Genomic DNA, 23,513 nt, shown 5'->3' with positions numbered 1-23,513 from the left:
AAGATGTTATCACGTCTCTTTAATAAGAATAAAAACAAAATCAATATCGTCATCAGTGATCTATGGATTCGGTTTGTTGAACTGAAGTCTGTATCTCCTCTACATATCCATCAATTTGGAGAGAAACGAATTGCGGACGGAATGATCTCGGATGGTAAAATCATTGAAAAAGAAGCATTTCAAGCCTTTTTGGAGGAATGTGTCCTCGATTGGGGGATGAAGAAGAGGGAAGTTCAATTCATCGTACCGAATACACAGATGATCATCAGGAAGATGTCTATCTCCTCCGATATCGAAGACGATGAGGTAAAGAGTCACTTGTTCCTGGAGATTGGGACGAGTATCCATCTCCCTTTTGAGAATCCGGTGTTTGATGTCGTAGTGGTAGGCAATAAAGAAGATAAGAAAGAAATCATCCTTGTCGCTGCACCAGAAGATATTGTCATGGAATATCAGCAGATGCTGACCGGTGCCCATTTAAAGCCCGTTGTGGCTGATATTAGTCCGCTTGCTTATTATCGCTATATTCATTCTTTAGATATGACTCAAAGAGAAAGTCATGAAATGCTTCTCTATTTCAGTCAGTCAAATGTCACTGTATCCATCTTCCATGATCATCAGCCTGTCTTTTTCAGGCCGATCGGTTTAGGGGATGAGAGGGAAGTGGTAGAGGAAAGAACATATCAAAATAATTTTCAATCCCTGCCATTTGATGACGTTATGAAAGAAATCGACAAAGTGATCAGCTTTTACCGCTATACGCTTACAAATGATGAATCAACCATCAACAAAATTTACGTTGCCGGCGATCATCCCATGGTAGGGGAGATTCATACCCTCTTGTCAAAGCGATTTGAAATCGACATCATCGAGGTGCCTTCAGTCGCACGTGATGCCCATTCCAATGAAAAACTATCAAGTGAATTCCTCCTTGCCATCGGGTTGGGATTAAAAGAGGTGATATAGTGCTCGTTGATATCAATTTATTACCTCAAAGCGAAAAAAGGAGCCCCCAGTGGCTGTATGTCGTCACAGGAGTCATATCCCTCGGAATCCTTGCACTTATCGTTCTTTTTATACTTGTGGGGAATATTGGAAAAGATGTCGATGCTCTAACGACTGAGTTACAGAGTACCAAGCAGCAAAGAGCTGAAAAAGAACAAAACATCTCAGACTTTGAGTCATCGGATGCATGGGTACAATTAGAAAGTGCGGTGGGTTGGGCAGAGAACTATCCGATCGATACCTTACCGGTTTTGGATCATCTTGTGGAATTGCTCCCGGAGCGGGGATTCATGAAAGAATTCACATATGCAGAAGATGGTAGTATCCAGTTATCCATTCAATTTGATACAAGCAGTGAAGCTGCTTATTATTTAACACATCTGAAAGAATCTAAGTACATCGAGGATGCCAAACTATCATCCCTGGCTACGGAAACCATCTCGGAGACCAAACAATCTGCCGTCAATACAGAATCTGTTCTACCTAGATACATAGCTCAATATGACATCATATTAAATAGAATCGCAATCAAAGAGATCGAATCAGAAGAAAATTCCGAGGAGCAAGGGGGCGATTCGGAATGAACATTCAGTTTGATAGAAAAGAATGGCTACTCATTGGTACCTCCAGTGTTTTAGTGTTGAGTTTGATCTTAGGTTGTGTCTGGTTTTTCTATTTACCGGTCAAGACTCAAAAAGAAAGTCTACAAAATGAAATTCAGACTGAAACGAAACTGATAGAAGTATTGGATAACAAAATTGCCTCCATCAAACAGGATTCATTTGAAAATTCAAGTTCCCTTCAACAGAAGGTGCCGGTAAAACCGTTGACACAGCAGCTTCTCATCGACCTCGAGAAGGCTGAAATCGTATCGGATAGCTTGATAACGAGTATTGAATTTACAGAAGGTTCGGTGGCTCTTCCTGTAACAGAAGAAGCAGCTACGTCTCCCATTGAGGGAACCTCAGAAACGGATGGGGCTGCATCAACAGACAGCGCTGAACCTGCTGAGGTCCTTCCTTCAGGACTTCAAAAGCTGACGGCCACTATGTCCGTTGAAGCGAAGAGTTATTTTGAGATCGAGAAGTTTATCGAGAAATTAGAAGAACTGCACCGCATCGTCGAAGTGGAACAGATTTCTTTCAGTGGTCCTGCGGAATTACTGCAGTACGAGGATGAATTCGAAAACATTCAATTGAATATCGTTGTTTCTGCTTTTTACTTACCCGGTTTAGTAGAACTTGAGAAGGAACTCCCTAAGCTGGATGCACCTGTACCATCAAACAAAAAGAATCCCTTTCAGCAATTCCCAGAACAAAAGTCAGAAGAACAAGATACCCATTAAAGGTCTGATGAATGATGATTAAAAATGAAAGAGGCTACACGCTTGTTGAATTGCTGGCTGTGATTGTCATACTAGGTATCATTGCCGTCATCGCCATTTTGGCGATCAACACGATCATTGAAAAATCCAAACACCAAGCCTTTGTGGCCAATGCCCTGGCGATGAAAAGCTCTGCACAATACTATGCAAAAGACGCCATGCTTCAGGAACGGCAAATCAATAAGATAACCTATAAAGAATTGGTAGAGGCCAATTTGATCGAACCGATACTCGATCCCCATTCCAAAACCGTTTTGGCACCGGATGATGAATCGTATGTCCTGGCGAACGGGGAGAGCGTGATATCCATCTGTTTAAGGGGAAATGAATACAATCTTTGTACAAATGATAGTGGCGAAAAAGAAGAAATTCCGTTTTCTACTCTATCAATCAAATCCCTGAAGAAAAACTAAAAAATTTGACGAAAACCTATTAGGACAAGACGACAAAAGTCTTGTTCTTTTTTTTATGGGATGTGATAGCATGGAAAAAAATAGATGAAGGAGGGTGGCGATGATGGGTAATCGTGGGAAAAACGACAAAAAGATTTCTATCAAAATTAATGGGGAAAAAACGAAGTTCGATGAAGATCTTCTTGTGTATGATTGGAAGCTGGGGGAGTCGGAAACAGCTGCCGGTGAAGAGGCGAAGGATGACAGTTTTGATTGGATCCTTCCTGATGAAGAAGCCGAGCCTCCGCAGGAATATAAAAAGATTCATTATGTGTCGGGAAGTAAAAAGAAGAAAAGGTCTTTCACAAACCCTTTTCAGGATTCGGTTAATCTGATTATGTCTTTGATCGGAGCGATTGTCGTGGGGGCGGTCCTTGGCTTTGGGACGCTTAAAGTGATCACAACCACTGAAGGACCTGCTGCACCGGCGGCGACGCTGCAGGACGACACAGTTACAGGGAAAGCGGACGGTCAACAGGCGGTTTCCGCCGTCGAATTAGGAGATTTCTCCACCTCAATCGTTCAGGGAGGTGTGTATTCGACAGAGGAGCAATTAAAAGCCATGCAGGATACTTTGTCAGCAAAAGGCTTTTCTCATGCAAGTGTAGAGAAAGACGGACAATTCTTTTTATTTCTGGGTGTTTCGGGAGATCTGGAAACGGCCAAAATCCTTGGAAGTAAACTCAAGGACCAAGGAGTAGAGGTGTATGCTAAGGATTTTGTTCTCGGATCTAAGGGAATCAACGCCTCTAAAGAAGAGAAAACATTTCTTGAAAAAGGGAATGCCCTCTTTACTTCAATCGCACAGGTTAGCAGCAGTGGGATGATTGGAGGGACTCCAGATGAGGAAACGATGAAGACCGTTCAATCGGGAATAAAGGAATTGGAAGGCATCCAGGTAGGTCAAGAGTCCATTGCTTCGATGAAGAAGTCCTTAGTGGACGCGGGAAAAATGGCTGCGTCGATGAAATCTCCTGAGGATGCACAAAAAATTCAAGGGGAATTATTATCTTATCTTCACCTATACGGCGGATTATGATTTCGACTGATTCTGACTATTTTCTAGGAAATAATCATACGAAGAGAGCTGTCTAAGACCAGCTCTCTTTTCACTTGTTTACAGTAGGGGATTTTGGTAGTATATTCTTGTATCTCCCAATTTTCACTCTGAAAGGATTGGTATGGTGTGTCCAACCTCATACTCGCTTCACAATCTCCCCGTCGAAAAGAACTACTCGCACAAATCCAACTCTCTTTTTCTGTTATGAGCTCCAATGTAGATGAAAGCTTTTCATCCGATTTAATGCCACATGAAGTCGTGATGTATCTAGCACAGAAAAAAGCCAAGGAAGTATCAAATCAATATCCAACTCATTATGTCATCGGTTCAGACACCGTCGTGACAAAGGATGGAAAGATCCTTGGAAAGCCAGGGTCTAAAGAAGAAGCTAAAGAAATGCTCAGTATGCTATCGGGATCTGCCCATGAAGTGTACACAGGTGTCGCAATCGTCCATGGTGAGGTGGAGAAACTCTTTTATGAAAAAACGGATGTTACGTTTTGGGAGTTGAGCTCCAAAGAGATCGATGACTATATCGCATCTGAAGAACCATTTGATAAAGCGGGTTCATATGGGATCCAGGGAATAGGAGCGAAATTCGTCAAAGAAATCAAGGGAGATTATTTCTCCGTCGTTGGCTTGCCTATCTCACGGGTGAACCGCGTTTTACTTGAAATGGGCTATCTTCAATCAGAATGACTCCTTCACGTAAGAATAGGAGGAATCTATGGTTAAAACAATCCCTCAGCAGGAAGAAAACAGGTTGATGATCCGTGATTTTCCCCAGGATGAGAGACCAAGGGAAAGAATGATTCAAAGCGGTGCAGCCAGTTTATCCAACCAGGAACTGCTTGCGATTTTACTCCGGACAGGCACAAAGTCCGAGTCTGTACTTCAATTATCCAACAGGCTATTGACTCATTTTGATGGATTGAATCTATTAAAGGATGCGTCCCTTGAAGAGATTACGAAAACGAAAGGAATTGGGCTTGCCAAGGCCGTCCAGATCATGGCTGCCGTTGAATTTGGCCGGCGAATCAGTAATCTCGCCTTTGACGACAGATATTCGATCCGCTCCCCCGAAGACGGGGCCAATTATGTCATGAATGATATGAGGTTCCTGGCACAGGAGCATTTTGTCTGTTTATACCTCAACACTAAGAATCAAGTTCTCCACAAGCAAACCATCTTTATCGGAAGCCTCAATGCCTCCATTGTTCATCCAAGAGAAGTCTTTAAAGAAGCCTTCCGCCGCTCCGCAGCCTCCATCATTTGTATTCACAACCATCCGTCGGGAGATCCGACACCGAGCAGGGAAGACATAGAAGTGACAAAAAGATTAGTGGAATGTGGTCGAATCATTGGAATTGATATCCTCGATCACCTTATAATAGGGGAGAAGAAGTTTATCAGCTTAAAGGAAAAAGGGTATTTATGACACTATGATTTTTTTCCTGGTTACGCTATAATAAAGCTTATGATTTTTACAAACAATATGGTGATTCAATATAACGTAACTTTACTGAAATAAGAGAGTCATTCTACAAGGGAATGAGTCTTTTCGTTATGCATGAACGAACAATTATTGTGACGAAAATTACGAAGATAGAGAGTGATTGGACAACTCTCCTATGAAAACACATAAAACCTTTTAAAAACCAGCCAATTTGTATCAGAAAGGGAGATACCATCCATGTTTGGAACGAAAGATTTAGGGATTGATTTAGGAACTGCTAACACTTTGGTGTACGTGAAAGGCAAGGGGATTGTCGTTCGCGAACCTTCTGTTGTTGCACTTCAGACAGATAACAAGCAGATCGTTGCTGTAGGGAACGATGCGAAGAATATGATCGGTCGTACACCGGGGAATGTAGTCGCGCTTCGCCCGATGAAAGACGGAGTGATCGCTGACTATGAAACGACAGCAACGATGATGAAGTACTACATAAAACAGGCGACACGCAATAAAGGTGCGTTTTCCAGAAAGCCTTATGTCATGGTTTGTGTACCTTCAGGCATTACCGGTGTGGAAGAACGAGCCGTCATCGATGCCACTAGACAAGCGGGAGCACGTGATGCCTATACGATTGAAGAGCCTTTCGCAGCGGCGATCGGGGCAAATCTACCTGTATGGGAACCGACGGGTAGCATGGTCGTGGATATCGGTGGTGGAACAACAGAAGTAGCCATCATCTCTTTAGGCGGGATCGTGACGAGTCAGTCGATCCGTGTGGCCGGTGATGAAATGGACGATAGTATCATTAATTATATCCGTAAAACGTATAACCTGATGATTGGGGACCGAACAGCGGAAACCATCAAGATGGAAGTGGGTTCGGCCGGAGATTCAGAAGGGATTGAGTCGATGGAAATCCGCGGTCGTGACCTGCTGACAGGGTTACCGAAAACGATTGAAATCACAGCTGTTGAAATTGCATCAGCCCTTCATGATACCGTATACACGATTGTTGATGCCGTTAAGAGTACGCTTGAAAAGACGCCACCGGAACTTGCAGCGGATATCATGGATAGAGGGATTGTGTTGACAGGTGGAGGTGCACTGCTTCGTAACTTGGATAAAGTGATCAGCGATGAAACGAAGATGCCGGTGCTTATCGCGGAAGAGCCTCTGGATTGCGTGGCGATTGGGACTGGTAAAGCCCTTGATCACATTCACTTATTCAAAACAAGAGGAAAATAATAAAGGATAGCAATAGGGGACGTCTCCTTATGGGTGCAGGTGCAGCCTTAAGGCCGGCCCCATCTTTTTTCGAAGAACCATGAATATTTTGACGAATGATATCAAAAAATCATCATTTTTGATATAGTATTTACTAGAATGAGAAAAGGTTGAGGTGTACATCATGCCACAATTCTTCCTGAATAAACGTTTGATCATTCTGCTCGTCAGTGTCATTGTCCTGGTGGGATTAATCGGTTTTTCTTTGCGGGACCGGGACAGTATCAGCTGGCCTGAGCAGTTTGTGAAAGATATGGTAGGATTCGGACAGTCGTTGGTTTCAAAACCCGTCAATTATGTAGCCGGAGTTGTTGATAACGTTCAAGATCTTCAAAATACATACACAGAAAATGAAAAGCTGAAAACGCGTTTGGATGAATTAATCAAGCTTGAAACAAAAGTGAAAGACCTGAAGCAAGATAACGATGAACTACGGGCGGTATTGGATAAAAAGGAGAACCTTCGTGCCTATAGTACGATTCAGGCAACCGTCATCGCAAGAAACCCGGATCAATGGCAGGAACTCATCACCATCGATAAAGGTGAAGTGAACGGGATTAAGTCTGATATGGCCGTCATTTCTTCTGCAGGATTGATTGGGAAAATTAAAAGCGTCAATAAATTTTCATCTACAGTGGAATTAATTTCGACCAATAATACAAAAAATCGAATTTCCACTGTCATTCAAAGTAAAGAAGAGGATATTAACGGCTGGATCGAAGGTTATGACAACAAAGAAGAAGAGATTCTGGTTAAACGCATTTCCAACGATATGAAGGTCGAAAAAGGATCTAAAGTCATGACTTCTGGTCTCGGCGGTGTATTTCCTAAGGGATTGGTCATCGGTGAAGTAAAGGAAGTCAAGCCTGATCAATATGGATTGACGCAAACGGCATACGTGAAGCCGGCTGCTGATTTCTATCATCTAGAGCACGTTATGGTCATCGATCGTGAAATTCAAGGTGTGACAGAAGAAGATGCGGTTGAGGAGGAAGAGCAATGATCAGCAGGCTCCTCCTTCCTTTATTGACTATTATTTTTTACTATAGCGAAAGCTTATTTGTTCATTTGTTCCCTAGTGAAGAGTGGTTTGATCAGAAAATAATTGTTCCCCATTTCCTTGTTATTGTGCTGTTCTTTATTTGTGCCTATTATCAATATCGGACCGCACTTCTTTATGGGCTCATTTTTGGCTTCCTATTTGATATCTATTACACTGAAATCAATGGAATTTACCTGGTGTTATTTCCGTTCGTCATCTTTTTATCCCATCAGATGATGAAAGTGTTACATAATAACCTCTTCGTGTTAGGGATCATTTCCATGGTGAACATCTCTGTATTGGAATTTTTGGTCTACCAGATCAATCTGATCATCAAGAGGACGGATTTGACTTTCATGCAGTTTGTGGATTGGCGTTTATGGCCTACACTGGTCTTGAATATCCTGTTTTATATCATTCTTGCGTTTCCATTTAGAAACTATCTTCTGAAGAAACGGAAAGAATGGTTGGATGAATAAATACAATTAGTAATTTTTTCATAAAAAGAGGAAATGACACTGCTTATGTCGAATTTATAGACGACTGAGGTGAAAATTGCGACATGAATAAGAAGCCAAATGTGATGATAAAAGGAACAAAAGAAGGTCTGACCCTTCATCTCAACGATCAATGCTCGTTTCGCGAGTTAAAGAAGGAATTGGATGATAAGCTGTCTGCCCACTATCGGGAAACAGAAGGTACCCCTCTTTTAACGGTCAATATACAAACCGGCAACCGGTACTTAGCAGAAGACCAAGTTGAAGAGCTGAAGGATATTGTTAGACAAAAACGCAATTTAGTTGTAAACGAAGTATTGAGCAATGTCATAACAAAGAATGATGCTGAGAAACTTATAGATGAACGAAATATCGAAACCCTCACTGGGGTCATCCGTTCGGGACAGGTCGTGGAAGTATCCGGCGACATTCTCGTTGTGGGAGATATCAACCCAGGGGGAAAAGTCCTCGCTGGAGGTAATATTTACATATTAGGTTCATTAAAAGGGATTGCCCATGCCGGCTGCAATGGAAATAAGGAATCGGTTATTGTGGCATCGAAAATGGCCCCATCCCAGCTGCGAATCGCGGATTCCTTAAACCGGGCACCCGATCGGGTAGAAGATGGGGATCACCGTGAAATGGAATGCGCGTATGTGGATGACAGTGGACAGATTGTTGTCGACAGATTACAAGTTTTGAAGCATCTTAGACCAAATATTACTAGTTTTAAAGGAGGAAGCTAATGTGGGTGAAGCCATAGTTGTTACTTCAGGTAAAGGAGGAGTAGGAAAGACGACTACTTCTGCCAATGTTGGTACAGCATTAGCTCTACAAGGCAAAAAGGTTTGTTTGATTGATACGGATATCGGCCTCAGAAACCTGGACGTGGTGATGGGACTTGAAAACCGAATCATATATGACTTAGTGGACGTTGTCGAGGGTAGATGCAAAATCCATCAAGCCCTTGTGAAAGACAAGCGTTTCGAGGACAAACTCTTTTTACTGCCCGCTGCACAGACCAGTGATAAATCCGCTGTCAATCCTGAACAGATGAAAAAGCTGGTACTGGACTTAAAGCAAGACTATGATTATATCATCATCGATTGCCCTGCAGGAATTGAACAGGGATATAAAAATGCCGTAGCAGGAGCGGATCGTGCGATCGTCGTGACGACTCCTGAAATTTCGGCAGTACGGGATGCAGACCGGATCATCGGTTTGCTGGAAAAGGAAAACATCGAGCCGCCGAAGCTTGTGATCAACCGTATCCGAAGTCATATGATGAAGAACGGAGAAATGCTGGATGTGGATGAAATCACCACGCATCTTTCCATCGATCTTCTTGGAATCGTCGCCGATGACGAGAATGTAATCAAGTCTTCCAATAAAGGTGAACCAATAGCTCTTGATTCGACAAGTAAAGCCTCTATTTCTTACCGGAATATTGCGAGACGAATCCTGGGAGAATCCGTTCCGCTTCAATCCCTGGATGAAGAAAGAACCGGTGTCTTTATGAAAATTAAAAAATTATTCGGTGTGAAAGCCTAGAGTTCTTCAAGGTCCTGGCAGGGCGCGTATTGCGTTCTGCCGGGGCTTTTTTATTTTACCCATGAATATTCTCACGGGACAAGTCATACATTGTAGCAAAACACGTGAAATGGAATCATGGTATGGATCTGACACCCATTTGCCCATCATCAGGATTGGACCCAGCCGCTCTTGATCAGAGTTAAGAGATCAATGGTTATGAAACAATACCTTACAAAAAGGAATGGTGTACATGGGGAATCGTGCGGATGAAATACGTAAACGGATAGCAAAACGAAAAAAAATGGGGAATTCAGGGGGGACGCAGCACCCGACCTACTTTTTGCCGAGTGATGAGGAGCGCTATGGACTGGAGCGTCAAACCAGCTTTGAAGGCGGTCCTCCACCGGAAGGCGTTCATCCACTTTTCAAAAAGGAAACCTTTATGCTGAAAATTCTCGGAGCGGGGATCATGGTATTGGTGACGGCCATCATGTTCAAGAGTCCTTCTCCGGTTTTTAACGAGGCCAAGTCTGTTGTGATGAAGACGATGGATACAGAATTTCAATTCGCCGCGATATCCACCTGGTATGAAGATCAATTCGGTAAACCACTTGCCTTATTGCCTGCCAGCAATGCGGATAAAAAGTCCACCTCCACACAAAGTGCCGAATATGCGAGACCTGCCTCAGGGAAAGTCGTAGAGAATTTTAAGACAAACGGGCAGGGCATCATGCTTCAAACCGTCTTGGGTGAAGATGTGACCGCCATGAAGGGAGGCTTGATTATCTTTGCAGGAAAGAAGGAGGGGCTGGGGAATACAGTGGTCATTCAACATGCAGATCAATCAGAATCCTGGTACGGAAACTTGGAATCGATTGATGTGAAACAGTATGAATCAATCGAGAAGGGCTCTCTTGTAGGGAAGGTTTCCTCAAGCAGTCAGGACGAAGCGTCTGGAGAGTTTTATTTTGCCATTAAAATGGGAGATGAATTCATCGACCCGATACAGGTGATGTCATTTGACTAATATTATTTCACTTATGAAGAAGTTTTACGTCCATCCATTGTTGTGGCTTGTGATCGGGATTGCCATCATGACGGCACACTTTTTCGAGCTGATTCTTCTGCTCGTCATCATCACCATTCATGAATTGGGGCACGGATTAATGGCCCAGTCCTTCTCCTGGAGAGTGAAGAAAATCGCCCTGTTACCTTTTGGTGGGGTGGCGGAGATGGATGAGCACGGGAATCGCTCATTAAAGGAGGAGTTCCTAGTGGTGGCAGCTGGCCCCCTGCAGCATGTGTGGCTCATTGCCTTAGGATGGGGACTCCACTCCTTTGGTGTGATCAGTCAGGATGTATTTTCGCTTTTCTTTCAATTAAATATGATGGTGTTACTGTTTAACCTCCTTCCCATCTGGCCGCTGGACGGCGGGAAGATGGTTTCTTTGATGCTTGCTACCAAGTTCAATTATTTGAGAGCGTATGAATACACGCTCCTCTTTTCTTTTGGTTTACTACTACTGTTTCATCTGATTGTGCTCATGACGGCTCCCTTGCACTTGAATCTGTGGATTGTCCTTTCTTTCCTTTACTTCTCCCTTTGGGTGGACTGGAAACAGAGGCGATATGCGTTCATGAAGTTCTTATTAGAGAGGTATTACGGGAAGAGTCATCAATTTGTTCAGTTGAGGCCATTGCCGATTGAAAGTGATGATTCCATCATTACAGTGGTGGAACGGTTTCAGCGCGGAGTCAAGCATCCCCTGGTTGTATTTGAGAAAGGAGTCGAAGTGGGGAAGCTCGATGAAAACGAACTTCTCCACGCCTTTTTTGCTGAAAAGATGACTTCTGCCAAAACGAAGGATCTACTCTACCTATATTGACGAACCGTATAAAATAAGGGCATACTGATTAAAAGGGTTGAATTCAACCCTTTTTTCTGTTGTTCAGGGCATCCATTATAGAAATGAGGGTTCCATTGTGGAAGAAATGATCGTACATAGTAAAAGCAGGGAAAAACGGTGGGTACATCGTTCACATAATGAAATCATCGGTTTATATACATATCAGCCTGGAGAAGAAAGCTTAACAGGGAATATTTACTTGGGGAAAGTCGACAAGGTCCAAAAAGGACTTGGTGCGGCGTTCATCGATTTCGGGCAGGGGAAGAACGGGTACCTCCACGAAAAGGATTTCCCACAAAATGTAGAAGCGTATCACGCAGGAAGTCCTCCGGTGCCGATCAGTAAATGTGTCCACGAAGGTCAGAAAATCATCGTTCAGGTCACCAAGGATGAGATCGGGACAAAGGGCGCCAGGTTGACGGCAGTCATTGAAATGAAGGGCGAACATATGGTGTATATGCCTAAAGGTCACTATGTCGCGGTATCCAAGAAAGTGGATGATGAGAATCGAAAGGTGTTAAGACGATTAGGGAATGAATGGAAACGTCCGGAAGAAGGCGTTGTGATGCGTACGAATGCTTCCGGTGTGAAGGAAGCCGATTTACATGAAGAATTAATCGATTTACGATCTCTTTATGAACGTCTTGAGAAAGTTTCCCTAAGGGCAAAGTGTCCGTCCCTCCTATCTCGGCAGGATACCTTTTATGAAGATCTCCACGAACATTTGAAAAAAGGCGGGGGAGGCAAGATTGTCTTCGATGAGTATGAGAGCATGCTTCAGGTGGAGGAGATGTGTGGGGAAGAGACTAAAGAAAAATGGAGTTTCGAGCTTTATCAGGGTCGCGAAAATATTTTTAAACAATATGGAGTCTTCTCTATCTGGGAAACCGCAATGAAGAAAGTGGTATGGCTGGAGAACGGGGCCTTTCTAGTCATAGAAACAACGGAAGCGATGACGGTGGTGGATGTCAATTCAGGAAAATTCACTGGAAAAGACAACTTAGAAGGCACCATCCTTCAAACGAACAAACTCGCGGCAAAAGAAATGGCCAAACAGCTGACTATCCGTAATTTGAGTGGGATGATCCTGATTGATTTCATCGATATGAAGAAGGAGAGTCATCGGGATGAAGTGATCGAATCACTTTCAGAAGCCCTGCTCTCTGACCGGCAGCGCACAACCATCGTCGGGTTCACGAAACTTGGGATCCTGGAATTGACCAGAAAAAGGACCCGTCAGCCCCTCGCTGCTTCCTTGACCATACCTTGTTCGATATGCCACGGGACAGGGAGGGTGATGAGTCCTGAAACGATGGCTTTCCAGCTCGAACGGGAACTGTGGGAATGTGAAAGACTGGATGCTTCACAAATCCAAGTGGAGGCCTCCCAAGAAGTAGTGGATGTGTTTGCAGGAAAACAGGGCATTCACCTTGATAGACTTCAGAAAGCATTGAATAAAAAAATCACCTTAACGAAAATCACTCACGATCATCCATATTATCATATAACGAAAATCATATGAATTTCATGAATGTTATTGACAGTGTATTCATTTATATGATAGGATTCTAATGTTATTGATTGTAGCACCCGTGCTACAACCGCACATTACAGGTACATAAGTGTGGAGCAATCCAACACCTGTCATTGGCGAGTCTGAGTTTATAAGGAGGTGCGATTATGTACGCAATTATCGAAACAGGTGGTAAGCAAATCCGTGTAGAAGCTGGTCAAGAAATCTACATCGAGAAGCTAAACGCTGAGCAAGGCGATACGGTAACTTTTGACAAAGTTCTATTCGTTGGTGGTGACGATGTGAAAGTAGGAAGTCCTTTAGTGGATGGAGCTACTGTAACAGCGAAAGTTGAAAAACAAGGCCGCGCGAAAAAGCTTGTAGTATTCAAATACAAAGCGAAAAAGAACTACCGTCGTAAGCAAGGTCACCGTCAACCTTACACTAAAGTTGTCATTGACACAATCAACGCGTAAGGCGTGATATCATGATTAACGTTTACGTAGAGCGTTCCTCCAAGAAAAGAATCCGTTCTTTCTCTATGGATGGACATGCTGATTTTGCCGAAAATGGGCAAGACATTGTTTGTGCAGGTGCTTCTGCTGTTTCATTCGGCAGTATCAATGCCATTATGGCGTTAACCGGTGTTGAACCGTCCATCGAGCAATCCTCTGATGGTGGATTCCTTCGCTGTGTCATCCCTGATGACCTTCCGGAAGAAACAGAGGGCAAGATTCAGCTGCTGTTGAACAGCATGCTTATCAGCCTCCAAACGATTGAACGAGACTACAGTGAGTTTATTAAAATAACCTTCAAAAAGTAGGAGGTGGAACAGATGTTAAGATTAGACCTTCAGTTTTTTGCGTCTAAAAAAGGAGTAGGTTCGACTAAAAACGGTCGTGACTCTATTGCAAAGCGTCTTGGTGCTAAGCGTGCAGACGGTCAAATGGTTACTGGTGGATCAATTCTTTACCGTCAACGCGGTACAAAAATTTATCCAGGCCTAAACGTCGGCCGTGGTGGCGACGATACACTTTTCGCTAAGACCGACGGTGTTGTTCGTTTCGAACGCATGGGTCGTGACAAGAAAAAAGTGAGCGTATACCCAGTTGCGAATGAAGCTTAATCGCATATCTTTAACGAAAACTCTAACCGACTTTCGGTTAGAGTTTTATTTTTATTAGAGAAGTGTGTGGGAGATCGGGTTTTGATGTGGTTTTATACCTATTACGATTGAATCTGCTGAATTAGGGAGACTTTAGTGAGTAATAGGGTTAACATAGGGAGAATTTGATTAAAAAGTAGATGTGCAAAGCGATATATTTTCAATTTCAGCCCTTTTATTTTCAAAAACAGAATTTTATTTTCAATTCTCGTGCATTTATTTTCAAAACGAGAGATTTATTTTCAATTCATTAAGAATCCATCATCCCCCACCCACCAATTTCACAGAAACAATATACGCATCACGCCTATCTTTGATATACTTACAGGTAGCACTTAAAGTATAGGAGTTAGATTATGAGCGAAAATTGGGGTGTAGTCGAGGCATTGAGGCATGCTCGCCACGACTGGATGAACGACTTGCAATTAATTAAAGGGAACCTGGATCTTGACCGTGTGGAACGGGCGAAGCAGGTGATCGAGGAAATGGTTCTCGTTGCACAAAATGAGTCGAAGCTATCGAATCTAAAGCTTCCGCTATTGGCAGAATGGATATTAACCTATAATTGGTCAAGACATTTGATCAAGCTGGAGTTTGAAGTCCTTCAGATCGAGTCGGCACATGGACTTGAAGACCGAAGACTTTACAACTGGTGCAAGGAGTTTCTGGTATTCCTTGAATCAAATGTAATGAACAATGTAGAGAATCAATTATCCATCTTACTGGACATTACAAAAGAACAATCCCGTTTTATATTTGATTTCACAGGTATACTAAAGAGTACAAGCATGGTGGAAGACTGGATTAAAAATCAACGATCAAACGGAGAAAATATAGAAATAGAACAACTTCAAGAAGAGGTTCTTGTCGTTCATGTTGTCGTTTAATAGGACGACTGTACGGATCAGTTAGGAGTGAAAGTATGTTTATAGATCAGGTCAAGGTTTATACAAAAGGCGGTGACGGCGGAAACGGTATGGTTGCCTTCCGTCGTGAGAAATATGTACCGAAAGGCGGTCCTGCCGGAGGAGATGGCGGTCATGGAGCAGACGTCATTTTCGAAGTGGATGAAGGTTTAAGAACCTTAATGGATTTCCGCTATCAACGTCATTTCAAAGCACCTCGTGGTGAGCACGGGATGAGTAAGAATCAGCATGGGCGCAATGCGGAGGATATGATTGTCAAAGTTCCGCCGGGTACCGTTGTGAAGGATGACGATACTGGAGAAACAATTGCGGATCTTGTGCAGCATGGTCAACGTGCCGTCATCACGAAAGGCGGCCGTGGAGGAAGAGGGAATTCCCGCTTCGCGACTCCTGCCAATCCTGCACCGGAGCTTTCTGAGAAGGGTGAGCCGGGACAAGAGCGTTATATCGTTATGGAATTGAAGCTTCTTGCTGATGTCGGATTGGTAGGATTCCCAAGCGTTGGGAAGTCCACATTGCTTTCCGTTGTGTCAGCAGCGAAGCCTAAGATCGCTTCTTATCATTTCACAACGATCGTTCCGAATTTAGGGATGGTGGAAACGGGTGATGGAAGAAGCTTCGTGATGGCAGACTTACCTGGATTGATCGAAGGTGCCCACGAAGGCGTCGGGCTCGGTCATCAGTTCCTACGTCACATTGAACGTACCCGCGTCATTGTGCATGTGATTGATATGAGTGGAATGGAAGGAAGAGATCCATACGAGGATTATCTGACCATCAATGAAGAGCTTAAGCAGTACAATCTTCGTTTAACGGAGAGACCTCAAATCATCGTTGCGAATAAGATGGACATGCCGGATGCAGAAGAGAATCTTGAGATCTTCAAAGAAAAGATGCAGGAGGATTATCCTGTTTTCCCTATCTCAGCGGTTACACGACAGGGTCTTGCTGAACTGTTGTATGCCGTTGCGGATAAAGTGGAAACGACTGATGAATTCCCAATCCATGAAGAAGAAGAGACTGGGATTCACCGTGTTGTTTACAAGCATGAAGAAGAGCAGAGGGACTTCGAGATCACGCGTGATCCTGATGGAACATTCGTGGTCGGAGGTGCGAAAATAGAACGCTTGTTCAAAATGACGGATTTCTCACGTGAAGACTCGGCAAGACGTTTCGCCAGACAGCTTCGTTCTTATGGTGTAGATGATGCCCTTCGTGAACGTGGTGCCAAAAATGGCGATACAATCCGATTAATAAAATACGAGTTCGAATTTGTAGATTAAGTTCATCCTTCACCTATTTCAGACAGATAGCAGGTGGCGGCTGCCGCTACCTGCTCTACAATAGAAAGCGAAAGCGGTTTTTAAAGGGGCATGCTGCCTTTGACCTCTGCAGCTAGACAATTGGAGGAATCGTCATTGGGGAAAAAATTTCAAGAAGGCAAATTTTATTTAGTACGTGAAGACGTGTTGCCGGAAGCGATGAAGAAAACCCTGGATGCAAAAGAATTAATCGAAAGGGGCAAGGCGGATTCCGTGTGGGAAGCGGTCCACCGGGTAGATCTTAGCCGGAGTGCCTTTTACAAATACCGGGATACCGTTTTTCCTTTCCATACTGTGGTGAAGGAGAGAATCATCACGTTATTCTTTCATTTGGAGGACCGATCAGGCACGTTGTCTCACCTATTAAGTGAAACGGCCAAGCATGGCTGTAATATATTAACGATCCATCAGACGATCCCGTTACAGGGAAGAGCGAATGTGACGCTCTCCTTAAACGTGACGGACCTGACGATCGGATTGGAAGACTTACTCTCAAAGCTAAGAAGATTAGAATTTGTGGAGAAAGTGGAAGTGTTGGGTTCCGGAGCCTGACGCTTCTCTTTTTTTATAAGAAATCCTTCCCCTTTACCCCTCTACGTGTTAGAATGTTCAATAAATTTCAAGTGAGTGAGAGGAAGATCAGAGTGAAGATTGCATACTTAGGACCGGAAGCTTCCTTTACAGACTTAGCAGTCAAGAAGGCTTTCCCTGAAGAAGAAACCGTTTCGTACGTAACGATCCCCGATTGTATTGAAGCGGTGATAGAGAATGAAGTGGATTATGCCGTAGTGCCTTTAGAGAATGCTTTGGAAGGCTCGGTGCATATTACGGTGGATTATTTGTTTCATGAAGCAGACCTATCGATTGTCGCAGAGTTGACGTCGGCCATTCAGCAGCATTTAATGGTCCACCCTGAATGGAGCGGGAGGAAAGAGAACATTCAGAAGATCCTCTCTCATTCTCACGCACTGGCGCAGTGCCATAAGTTTCTCCATAAGCAGTTTAAGGGGACTACTCTGGAACAAACGACAAGTACAGCTGCGGCTGCTAAATACGTGAGTGAGCATCCTGAGACCTTTCTCGGTGCGATCGGAAATGAGCTGGCAGCTGAAAAGTACGGGCTGAACATCCTGCATGAAAACATCCATGATTTTGCCTATAATCATACCCGGTTCATTGTGTTGCATAAGAAGGCTGAACCGCTGACACTATCAGGTCAGGAAAAAACAATGGAGAAGACGACTTTGATGGTCACCCTTCCGAAAGACCGATCGGGAGCACTCCACCAAGTGTTGTCCACGTTTGCCTGGAGACAGCTGAACTTGAGTAAAATTGAATCAAGACCCCTTAAAACCGGGCTAGGAGATTATTTCTTCTTGATTGATGTGGCTCAAGGATTGGATGATGTCCTTCTGCCCGGCGCCATCAATGAAATGGAGGCACTTGGCTGCAAGGTGAAAATGATCGGTACATATTCTTCTTATTTATTGGATCAATAATAAAAAGGCAGATTCCTTTATGGATTCTGCCTTTTTGTCGGTCTTCTGGCCCCTTTTCGGGTCACAGCAACGACGTTAATGATCATTCGAAATCAAAAATCCCGCGTCATGAAGGGCTTTTTCAGCTCTTTCAAGTGTTTGTTCCGATTGGGCCATGATCGTATGTAAATGCACGCCATCGGTTAACTCGGAGAGAAAGGAAGCGCCTGTTTCATCAATTTTCTTCATGAAATGTTCTACTTCTTTTCGGTTCGATACCATAATCGATGCGGTCAGATCCCCATAAACTCCGTGTTCGATCTTTACATCCTTGACAGTGACCCCGTGATCAACCAGTAAGAAGAGCTCTTCTTCCGACTTGTCAGGGGTGTGCTGACAAGCAATGGTTCTTTCAATCATGGTGTCCTGATTTGAAGCAGGCATATATAAGTATCCTTGACTTGTTGCGATGATCGGTTCACCTTTTGCTTTCAACAGCGTAATGTCACTTACAATCACTTGCCGGCTGACATTGGACTGCTTGGCGAGATCTCCACCTGTTATAGGGGCCTGTTCCGTGATAAGTTTATCGAGGATCCATTTTCTTCTTTCATCCCCAAGGATTTTTTTTCCTGTCAAAGATATCTCCTCCGTCCCAAATTCATATAGGAAATCATACCACAAGTTGAATCTCAAGTTAAGGAGACATATGAAGCATGTATGTCAGCTAACGTGTGGACTAAAGTCTCTATCTGCTCTTTCCCTGTTTCTCTTCCGAAAGAGATCCTGAAAAATTCTTTTCCTGCTCTTTGACTGACTCCCATGCTTGCCATCGTCTTGGACATATTCTGTGACCCTGCCCCGCAGGCACTGCCGGTGGATATGCCAATTCCTCTCCTGTTGCATTCAAGCATGAGCCATTGACCCTCAAGACTGTGAATTCCAAGACCGATGACATGAGGGAGCTGTACGTGCTCAGGACCTCCGTAAAGGGTATAAGAATCTGGCAGTAATTCTTCTAGTCGGGATAAAAAATGATTCCTCAGCTCCACATAATGGGGAGTTGAAAAAGAGTCATGGCACATGTTTGCGGCTGTCACAAATCCAGCTATCCCCGGAAGGTTCACGGTTCCTCCCCTGAATCCACCCTCATGTGTCTGGCCCGGCATCATCGGAGAGACGTCGAGGGCAGGGTTGATATAAAGAGCTCCTACCCCTTTGGGACCGTAAATTTTATGTGACGAAAGGGTAAAACTGTCCACTATGGAAGTCCACTCAGTGATATCCATTTTTCCGAATGATTGAACCATATCACTATGAAGCAGAATGTCAGTGGTTCGAAGGATATTTTTTATAGCATGCAGTGGCTGTATTGTTCCAATTTCTCCATTGACGTGTCCGATGCATACTACGGTCGTCTGATCTGTTATGGATTCCTCAAGAAGTTCAAGATTAACGAACCCTTTAGAAGTGAAAGGGATTTTCGTAACGGTAAAACCCCATTGTTCAAGAAAACCGGCAGCGGAATGAAGTGACGAATGCTCGGCACCTCCGATGATGATATGTTTTCCTTTTTCACATCTTGAGAGGGCCAGTGTGACAAGCGCCAATTGGTTCCCTTCAGTCCCTCCGGAAGTAAAGTATATCCCTTTAGAGGGAACACCGAGCATGTCTGCCAATTTCTCTCTGCAGTTTGACAGGAGTTGCTGTGCTTTTCCCCCAATATCGTGAAGACTGCTCGGGTTGCCCCAGAACTCTTCACTTACGGTCTGATAGACACGTAAACTCTCAGGGTCTACAGGGGTCGTAGCAGCGTAATCAAAATAGTTCATCATGTAAACCGCCTTTAATGGAATTGTCTGAATATATGAGTCTTGTAAAAAACTCTTGTCATTAGTTTAAATATGTGTAAATATATGTGTCAAGACACCTGTAAATAATCAGGAGGGTTTTTTGATGGAAAAAGCCGATATTATCATCGTAGGGAGTGGCATTGCCGCTTTGCAATTGGCACGCCGGCTTCAAGACCATTTTTATGTGATGATTATCACAAAGGATAAAATCAAAAGCGGGAACTCGTACCTTGCTCAAGGAGGCATTGCGGCACCTTTAGGTTTAAAGGATTCCGTCCATGCCCATTTCAGAGATACATTGGAAGCAGGACGCTATCATCAGGACGAAGATAGTGTGAAACGGCTCATAGAAGATGGAAAAATGATTGTAGAATCCTTGTTGAAGGATGGAGCACCATTCGATCGGCAAAAGGATGGAAGTCTGTCTCTTGGGATGGAAGGGGCTCATAGTGAACAGCGCATCCTTCACAGCGGTGGAGATCAGACAGGTAAATATTTAGTGGAATTTCTTTTGAAATCCCTTTCAGGAGAAAAGGTTGAATTCGTTGAAGGGGAAATGGTTTACGAGCTTGTCAAAGATGACAGGGGGCGCTGCTGCGGGGTGAAAACGAAGGATAAGGATGAGGCGATCCGCTCTTATTATGCCCCCCATATAGTGCTTGCCACTGGAGGGATCGGCGGTTTGTATCCCTCTACGTCCAATCATCCGGCTGTAACGGGAGATGGGATGGCTCTTGCCTTTCTTGCAGGGGCTAAGCTTTCAGATATGGAATTCATTCAGTTTCACCCTACCCTTCTTTGGGTGAACGGGAGAACATGCGGGCTCATTTCAGAGGCGGTAAGAGGGGAAGGTGCCATTCTCCTGAATGATGAGGGAAAGAGGATCATGGAGGAAGTCGACCCGCTATTGGAACTTGCACCCCGTCATGTGGTGGCAGAGTGTATTCATAAGGAACGACAAATGGGAAGAAGCGTGTATCTGGATATAAGAGGAATAAAAGATTTTCAGGAGAAATTCCCTTCGATATCCGCTCTATGCCTAAAACATCAAATCTCAATCGAGGATGGGCTGATCCCTGTTTCTCCGGGCTGTCATTTTGTCATGGGGGGAATCGTGACGGATGATGAGGGGCGGACGAATATACCAGGATTGTACGCAATCGGAGAGGTAGCGTGTAGTGGCATTCATGGAGCAAATCGACTGGCTAGTAATTCATTGTTAGAAGGATTGGTATATGGTGACCGGTTGGGGAATCTCCTGATACAAAAGGGAGCAGGATGCTCTCCTCATGTTCCTGTAGATGACATAAAAGAGGGAAATTCTCTGCATATTCCTTTTCATTCTGATGAAATAAGAGAAGGAATGATGAATCGCGTGGGAATCATTCGGCATGAAAAAGGTTTACTTGCCCATTTAAAATGGTTGAAAGAACAGCCGCTTACATTCAGGGAGCTCATTGATGTTAATTCACGTGAAGAAATTCACACGTATTTTATGTGGATCGTTAGCTTACTTGTCACACAGTCTGCATTATTACGGCAGGAAAGCAGGGGAGGTCATATTCGCTCAGATTTCCCCGTTGAAGATCATGATGGATGGTTCAAACGGAAAACGGTCCTGCAAAACAATGATGGACGATTGAGGGTGGAATATCATGAACAAAATGAAACTAAAATCTATGCTTGAAGAATTTTACAGGGAAGATCTTGGCGATGGAGATGTATCGTCTGATATCCTGTTCGGGAAAAAGGATGAAGGTTCGTTTTCATTACTAATGAAAGAAAATGGGGTTTTCTGTGGGAAGGATGTAGTGGAAATTGGCTTCTCCCTTTTCGGCTCTTCGGTGACCGTCCAGCTGTTCGTCGAAGATGGTGAATGGGTAGAGGCAGGACAAAGAATTGCTGAAATCACCGGTCCCATGGGAGATCTCCTCCAAGCGGAACGGGTGGTCCTTAATTTGATTCAACGGATGAGCGGTATTGCAACGGAAACGTATCGGGCTGTTGAGCACGTGAAAGGCAGTGGTGTCCGATTATGTGATACAAGGAAAACAACGCCAGGACTCCGAATGCTTGAGAAATACGCTGTCAGGACCGGAGGCGGGTTTAACCATAGAAATGGTCTCTATGATGCGGTAATGCTAAAGGATAATCACATTTCCTTTGCTGGATCGATCAGTGAGGCTGTGAAGCAGGTGAAAACCCAAATCGGTCATATGGTGAAAGTGGAAGTGGAGATTGAAACGAAGGAACAATTAGTGGAAGCGATTGAAAGTGGTGCCGATGTCATCATGTTCGATAACTGCACTCCGGAGACGATCCGTGATTGGATACCGCTCGTGCCTTCTCATATCGTGACTGAGGCATCCGGAGGTATCACCTGGGAGAGTCTACCTGCCTATGCAGAGACTGGCGTTCAGTATATCTCCCTCGGTTACTTGACACACTCTGTGAAATCGCTTGATATCAGTGCAAGAGTAAGGATAGGGAAAGGGGTATGAACATGGGGATATTGGATGAATTAACGAAAGAAACAGGCGTATTGCCTGAATCGATCACAAGTCTCTCGACGGAAGAGATGGAAAATAGAGTGAGGGAAATAAAACGCCAATTAGGAAAGAAGCTTTTTATTCCAGGACATCATTACCAAAAGGACGAAGTCATACAATTTGCTGATGCCGTCGGTGATTCACTTCAGCTTGCACAAATATCCGCACAAAATAAGGAGGCGGAATATATTGTGTTTTGCGGTGTTCATTTTATGGCTGAAACAGCAGACATCTTAACGGAGGATCATCAATCGGTCATATTACCGGATATGAGGGCTGGATGTTCCATGGCGGATATGGCGGATATTTATCAAACAGAAAAGGCGTGGAAGAAGCTCATGGAGGTATATGGAGAAACGATCATCCCTCTTACCTATGTGAATTCGACTGCAGCCATTAAAAGCTTTGTCGGTAAGAATGGTGGTGCTACGGTTACTTCATCCAATGCGCATAAAATGGTGAAGTGGGCACTTTCGGAGAAGCAACGTATTCTCTTCTTGCCTGACCAGCATTTGGGCCGTAATACGGCGGCTGATCTTGGTATTGCCTTACATGAGATGGCCGTGTGGGATCCGATTGGTAACGAGCTTATTTACGATGGGGATGTCGAACAGGTAAAAGTCATACTGTGGAAGGGTCACTGCTCAGTGCATGAAAATTTCACAGAGAAAAATATTGAAGACATCCGCCTTCATCATCCAGATATGAAGATCATCGTCCATCCGGAATGTCGCCGCGAAGTGGTTGAGAAGTCCGATTTGAATGGAAGCACAAAATATATCATAGAGACGATTGAGCAGGCTCCCCCTGGATCAGCTTTCGCCATCGGTACAGAAATGAATCTTGTCAAAAGATTGATCGATCAACATCCTGATAAAAAGATTGTTTCTTTGAATCCTTACATGTGCCCATGTTTAACGATGAATCGAATCGATTTGCCACATCTCCTGTGGTCATTGGAAAAAATGATGGAAGGAAAGCCCCAAAACATTATCAAAGTGGATGATGAAGTCTCAAAAAATGCGATTTTCGCTTTAGAACGCATGTTGATCCGTGCTTAATGCAGGTAAAAATATCATTTATGCAA

At 43.9% G+C, this 23,513-nt stretch carries 27 protein-coding genes and 1 other annotated feature; of the genes, 25 read left to right on the top strand and 2 right to left on the bottom strand.

Going from position 1 to position 23,513, the window contains the following annotated elements:
• Positions 1-3 precede the first annotated feature (3 nt).
• From pilM to pheA, 22 genes are all read left to right on the top strand, one after another.
• Positions 4-966: a type IV pilus biogenesis protein PilM gene (gene pilM / locus ACIGG7_RS07165; protein WP_397549263.1), complete on the top strand. Its 963-nt coding sequence runs from the start codon at positions 4-6 to the stop codon at positions 964-966.
• Positions 966-1,589, top strand: coding sequence for a pilus assembly protein PilN (locus ACIGG7_RS07160; protein WP_397549262.1), 624 nt, complete (start codon positions 966-968; stop codon positions 1,587-1,589). The genes pilM and ACIGG7_RS07160 overlap by 1 nt, the downstream gene beginning before the upstream one ends.
• On the top strand, positions 1,586-2,350 hold the full coding sequence (locus tag ACIGG7_RS07155) for a hypothetical protein (RefSeq protein ID WP_397549261.1): 765 nt from the start codon (positions 1,586-1,588) through the stop codon (positions 2,348-2,350). The genes ACIGG7_RS07160 and ACIGG7_RS07155 overlap by 4 nt, the downstream gene beginning before the upstream one ends.
• A gap of 11 nt (positions 2,351-2,361) precedes the next feature.
• A complete protein-coding gene (locus tag ACIGG7_RS07150; RefSeq protein ID WP_397549260.1) occupies positions 2,362-2,802 on the top strand; it encodes a type II secretion system protein in 441 nt (146 codons plus the stop codon).
• Between the two features lie 100 nt (positions 2,803-2,902).
• A complete protein-coding gene (locus ACIGG7_RS07145; protein WP_397549259.1) occupies positions 2,903-3,880 on the top strand; it encodes a hypothetical protein in 978 nt (325 codons plus the stop codon).
• A 147-nt stretch (positions 3,881-4,027) separates the two neighbouring features.
• Entirely contained in the window at positions 4,028-4,600 is a 573-nt protein-coding gene (locus tag ACIGG7_RS07140; RefSeq protein WP_397549258.1) for a Maf family protein, read from the top strand.
• Between the two features lie 28 nt (positions 4,601-4,628).
• Positions 4,629-5,339 (top strand): RadC family protein, encoded by a 711-nt coding sequence (gene radC, locus ACIGG7_RS07135; protein WP_397549257.1) that lies wholly within the window; start codon positions 4,629-4,631, stop codon positions 5,337-5,339.
• Positions 5,340-5,594: 255 nt separating this feature from the next.
• The gene (locus tag ACIGG7_RS07130) at positions 5,595-6,602 is read left to right on the top strand and encodes a rod shape-determining protein (protein WP_397549256.1); all 1,008 of its coding nucleotides are present in this window, start codon (positions 5,595-5,597) and stop codon (positions 6,600-6,602) included.
• Between the two features lie 163 nt (positions 6,603-6,765).
• Positions 6,766-7,644, top strand: a complete 879-nt coding sequence (mreC, locus tag ACIGG7_RS07125) for a rod shape-determining protein MreC (RefSeq protein WP_224939992.1) — start codon at positions 6,766-6,768, stop codon at positions 7,642-7,644.
• Positions 7,641-8,162: a rod shape-determining protein MreD gene (gene mreD / locus ACIGG7_RS07120; RefSeq protein ID WP_224939993.1), complete on the top strand. Its 522-nt coding sequence runs from the start codon at positions 7,641-7,643 to the stop codon at positions 8,160-8,162. The genes mreC and mreD overlap by 4 nt, the downstream gene beginning before the upstream one ends.
• A gap of 83 nt (positions 8,163-8,245) precedes the next feature.
• Positions 8,246-8,926: a septum site-determining protein MinC gene (gene minC, locus ACIGG7_RS07115; RefSeq protein ID WP_224939994.1), complete on the top strand. Its 681-nt coding sequence runs from the start codon at positions 8,246-8,248 to the stop codon at positions 8,924-8,926.
• A 1-nt stretch (position 8,927) separates the two neighbouring features.
• Positions 8,928-9,731: a septum site-determining protein MinD gene (gene minD, locus ACIGG7_RS07110; RefSeq protein WP_224939995.1), complete on the top strand. Its 804-nt coding sequence runs from the start codon at positions 8,928-8,930 to the stop codon at positions 9,729-9,731.
• 232 nt (positions 9,732-9,963) lie between these two features.
• Positions 9,964-10,740, top strand: coding sequence for a M23 family metallopeptidase (locus ACIGG7_RS07105; protein ID WP_224939996.1), 777 nt, complete (start codon positions 9,964-9,966; stop codon positions 10,738-10,740).
• Positions 10,733-11,599, top strand: a complete 867-nt coding sequence (locus tag ACIGG7_RS07100) for a M50 family metallopeptidase (RefSeq protein ID WP_397549255.1) — start codon at positions 10,733-10,735, stop codon at positions 11,597-11,599. Before ACIGG7_RS07105 ends, ACIGG7_RS07100 begins: the two co-directional genes overlap by 8 nt.
• Positions 11,600-11,705: 106 nt before the next feature.
• Complete coding sequence (locus ACIGG7_RS07095; protein ID WP_397549667.1) at positions 11,706-13,142, top strand: Rne/Rng family ribonuclease; 1,437 nt, start codon at positions 11,706-11,708, stop codon at positions 13,140-13,142.
• A 67-nt stretch (positions 13,143-13,209) separates the two neighbouring features.
• Positions 13,210-13,288: a sequence feature (ribosomal protein L21 leader region), on the top strand.
• Between the two features lie 12 nt (positions 13,289-13,300).
• On the top strand, positions 13,301-13,609 hold the full coding sequence (gene rplU, locus ACIGG7_RS07090) for a 50S ribosomal protein L21 (protein ID WP_224939998.1): 309 nt from the start codon (positions 13,301-13,303) through the stop codon (positions 13,607-13,609).
• Between the two features lie 11 nt (positions 13,610-13,620).
• On the top strand, positions 13,621-13,956 hold the full coding sequence (locus ACIGG7_RS07085; protein WP_397549254.1) for a ribosomal-processing cysteine protease Prp: 336 nt from the start codon (positions 13,621-13,623) through the stop codon (positions 13,954-13,956).
• A gap of 12 nt (positions 13,957-13,968) precedes the next feature.
• Positions 13,969-14,259, top strand: coding sequence for a 50S ribosomal protein L27 (gene rpmA, locus ACIGG7_RS07080; protein ID WP_032087495.1), 291 nt, complete (start codon positions 13,969-13,971; stop codon positions 14,257-14,259).
• 395 nt (positions 14,260-14,654) lie between these two features.
• Positions 14,655-15,185, top strand: a complete 531-nt coding sequence (locus tag ACIGG7_RS07075) for a Spo0B C-terminal domain-containing protein (RefSeq protein ID WP_397549253.1) — start codon at positions 14,655-14,657, stop codon at positions 15,183-15,185.
• 35 nt (positions 15,186-15,220) lie between these two features.
• Entirely contained in the window at positions 15,221-16,507 is a 1,287-nt protein-coding gene (gene obgE / locus ACIGG7_RS07070; protein WP_224940001.1) for a GTPase ObgE, read from the top strand.
• 135 nt (positions 16,508-16,642) lie between these two features.
• A complete protein-coding gene (locus ACIGG7_RS07065; RefSeq protein ID WP_044339521.1) occupies positions 16,643-17,098 on the top strand; it encodes an ACT domain-containing protein in 456 nt (151 codons plus the stop codon).
• Positions 17,099-17,190: 92 nt separating this feature from the next.
• Positions 17,191-18,045 carry a prephenate dehydratase gene (pheA, locus tag ACIGG7_RS07060; protein WP_397549252.1) on the top strand — a complete coding sequence of 285 codons (855 nt, stop codon included), beginning with the start codon at positions 17,191-17,193 and terminating at the stop codon, positions 18,043-18,045.
• Between the two features lie 75 nt (positions 18,046-18,120).
• Here pheA and ACIGG7_RS07055 read toward each other — a convergent pair whose 3' ends face one another.
• Together ACIGG7_RS07055 and ACIGG7_RS07050 are read right to left on the bottom strand one after the other, a co-directional pair.
• On the bottom strand, positions 18,121-18,663 hold the full coding sequence (locus ACIGG7_RS07055; RefSeq protein WP_397549251.1) for a transcription repressor NadR: 543 nt from the start codon (positions 18,661-18,663) through the stop codon (positions 18,121-18,123).
• Positions 18,664-18,716: 53 nt separating this feature from the next.
• A complete protein-coding gene (locus ACIGG7_RS07050) occupies positions 18,717-19,859 on the bottom strand; it encodes an IscS subfamily cysteine desulfurase (protein ID WP_397549250.1) in 1,143 nt (380 codons plus the stop codon).
• 121 nt (positions 19,860-19,980) lie between these two features.
• On the opposite strand from ACIGG7_RS07050, the gene nadB reads away from it, so the two are divergent.
• The 3 genes from nadB to nadA are packed head-to-tail and all read left to right on the top strand — an operon-like array spanning position 19,981 to position 23,487.
• Positions 19,981-21,564, top strand: a complete 1,584-nt coding sequence (gene nadB, locus ACIGG7_RS07045) for an L-aspartate oxidase (RefSeq protein WP_397549249.1) — start codon at positions 19,981-19,983, stop codon at positions 21,562-21,564.
• Positions 21,533-22,378, top strand: a complete 846-nt coding sequence (gene nadC, locus ACIGG7_RS07040) for a carboxylating nicotinate-nucleotide diphosphorylase (protein WP_397549248.1) — start codon at positions 21,533-21,535, stop codon at positions 22,376-22,378. The genes nadB and nadC overlap by 32 nt, the downstream gene beginning before the upstream one ends.
• 2 nt (positions 22,379-22,380) lie before the next feature.
• On the top strand, positions 22,381-23,487 hold the full coding sequence (gene nadA, locus ACIGG7_RS07035) for a quinolinate synthase NadA (RefSeq protein ID WP_397549247.1): 1,107 nt from the start codon (positions 22,381-22,383) through the stop codon (positions 23,485-23,487).
• The last annotated feature ends 26 nt before the right edge of the window (positions 23,488-23,513 follow it).

Source organism: Rossellomorea sp. NPDC077527 (assembly GCF_044542955.1).
GTDB lineage: Bacteria > Bacillota > Bacilli > Bacillales > Bacillaceae_B > Rossellomorea > Rossellomorea aquimaris_E.
The sequence above is the reverse complement of the archived record's forward strand: the minus strand, read 5'-3'. Positions and strand labels throughout refer to the sequence as shown.

Bases quoted from the DNA above. Each gene is read 5' to 3' on its own strand.
- pilM (WP_397549263.1), top strand. From the start codon at position 4: ATGTTATCACGTCTCTTTAATAAGAATAAAAACAAAATCAATATCGTC.
- rplU (WP_224939998.1), top strand. From the start codon at position 13,301: ATGTACGCAATTATCGAAACAGGTGGTAAGCAAATCCGTGTAGAAGCT.
- ACIGG7_RS07155 (WP_397549261.1), top strand. From the start codon at position 1,586: ATGAACATTCAGTTTGATAGAAAAGAATGGCTACTCATTGGTACCTCC.
- rpmA (WP_032087495.1), top strand. From the start codon at position 13,969: ATGTTAAGATTAGACCTTCAGTTTTTTGCGTCTAAAAAAGGAGTAGGT.
- nadC (WP_397549248.1), top strand. From the start codon at position 21,533: ATGAACAAAATGAAACTAAAATCTATGCTTGAAGAATTTTACAGGGAA.
- ACIGG7_RS07085 (WP_397549254.1), top strand. From the start codon at position 13,621: ATGATTAACGTTTACGTAGAGCGTTCCTCCAAGAAAAGAATCCGTTCT.
- ACIGG7_RS07105 (WP_224939996.1), top strand. From the start codon at position 9,964: ATGGGGAATCGTGCGGATGAAATACGTAAACGGATAGCAAAACGAAAA.
- radC (WP_397549257.1), top strand. From the start codon at position 4,629: ATGGTTAAAACAATCCCTCAGCAGGAAGAAAACAGGTTGATGATCCGT.
- nadB (WP_397549249.1), top strand. From the start codon at position 19,981: ATGGAAAAAGCCGATATTATCATCGTAGGGAGTGGCATTGCCGCTTTG.
- ACIGG7_RS07145 (WP_397549259.1), top strand. From the start codon at position 2,903: ATGATGGGTAATCGTGGGAAAAACGACAAAAAGATTTCTATCAAAATT.
- obgE (WP_224940001.1), top strand. From the start codon at position 15,221: ATGTTTATAGATCAGGTCAAGGTTTATACAAAAGGCGGTGACGGCGGA.
- nadA (WP_397549247.1), top strand. From the start codon at position 22,381: ATGGGGATATTGGATGAATTAACGAAAGAAACAGGCGTATTGCCTGAA.
- mreC (WP_224939992.1), top strand. From the start codon at position 6,766: ATGCCACAATTCTTCCTGAATAAACGTTTGATCATTCTGCTCGTCAGT.
- ACIGG7_RS07150 (WP_397549260.1), top strand. From the start codon at position 2,362: ATGATGATTAAAAATGAAAGAGGCTACACGCTTGTTGAATTGCTGGCT.
- mreD (WP_224939993.1), top strand. From the start codon at position 7,641: ATGATCAGCAGGCTCCTCCTTCCTTTATTGACTATTATTTTTTACTAT.
- ACIGG7_RS07130 (WP_397549256.1), top strand. From the start codon at position 5,595: ATGTTTGGAACGAAAGATTTAGGGATTGATTTAGGAACTGCTAACACT.
- ACIGG7_RS07095 (WP_397549667.1), top strand. From the start codon at position 11,706: ATGATCGTACATAGTAAAAGCAGGGAAAAACGGTGGGTACATCGTTCA.
- minC (WP_224939994.1), top strand. From the start codon at position 8,246: ATGAATAAGAAGCCAAATGTGATGATAAAAGGAACAAAAGAAGGTCTG.
- ACIGG7_RS07050 (WP_397549250.1), bottom strand. From the start codon at position 19,859: ATGATGAACTATTTTGATTACGCTGCTACGACCCCTGTAGACCCTGAG.
- ACIGG7_RS07075 (WP_397549253.1), top strand. From the start codon at position 14,655: ATGAGCGAAAATTGGGGTGTAGTCGAGGCATTGAGGCATGCTCGCCAC.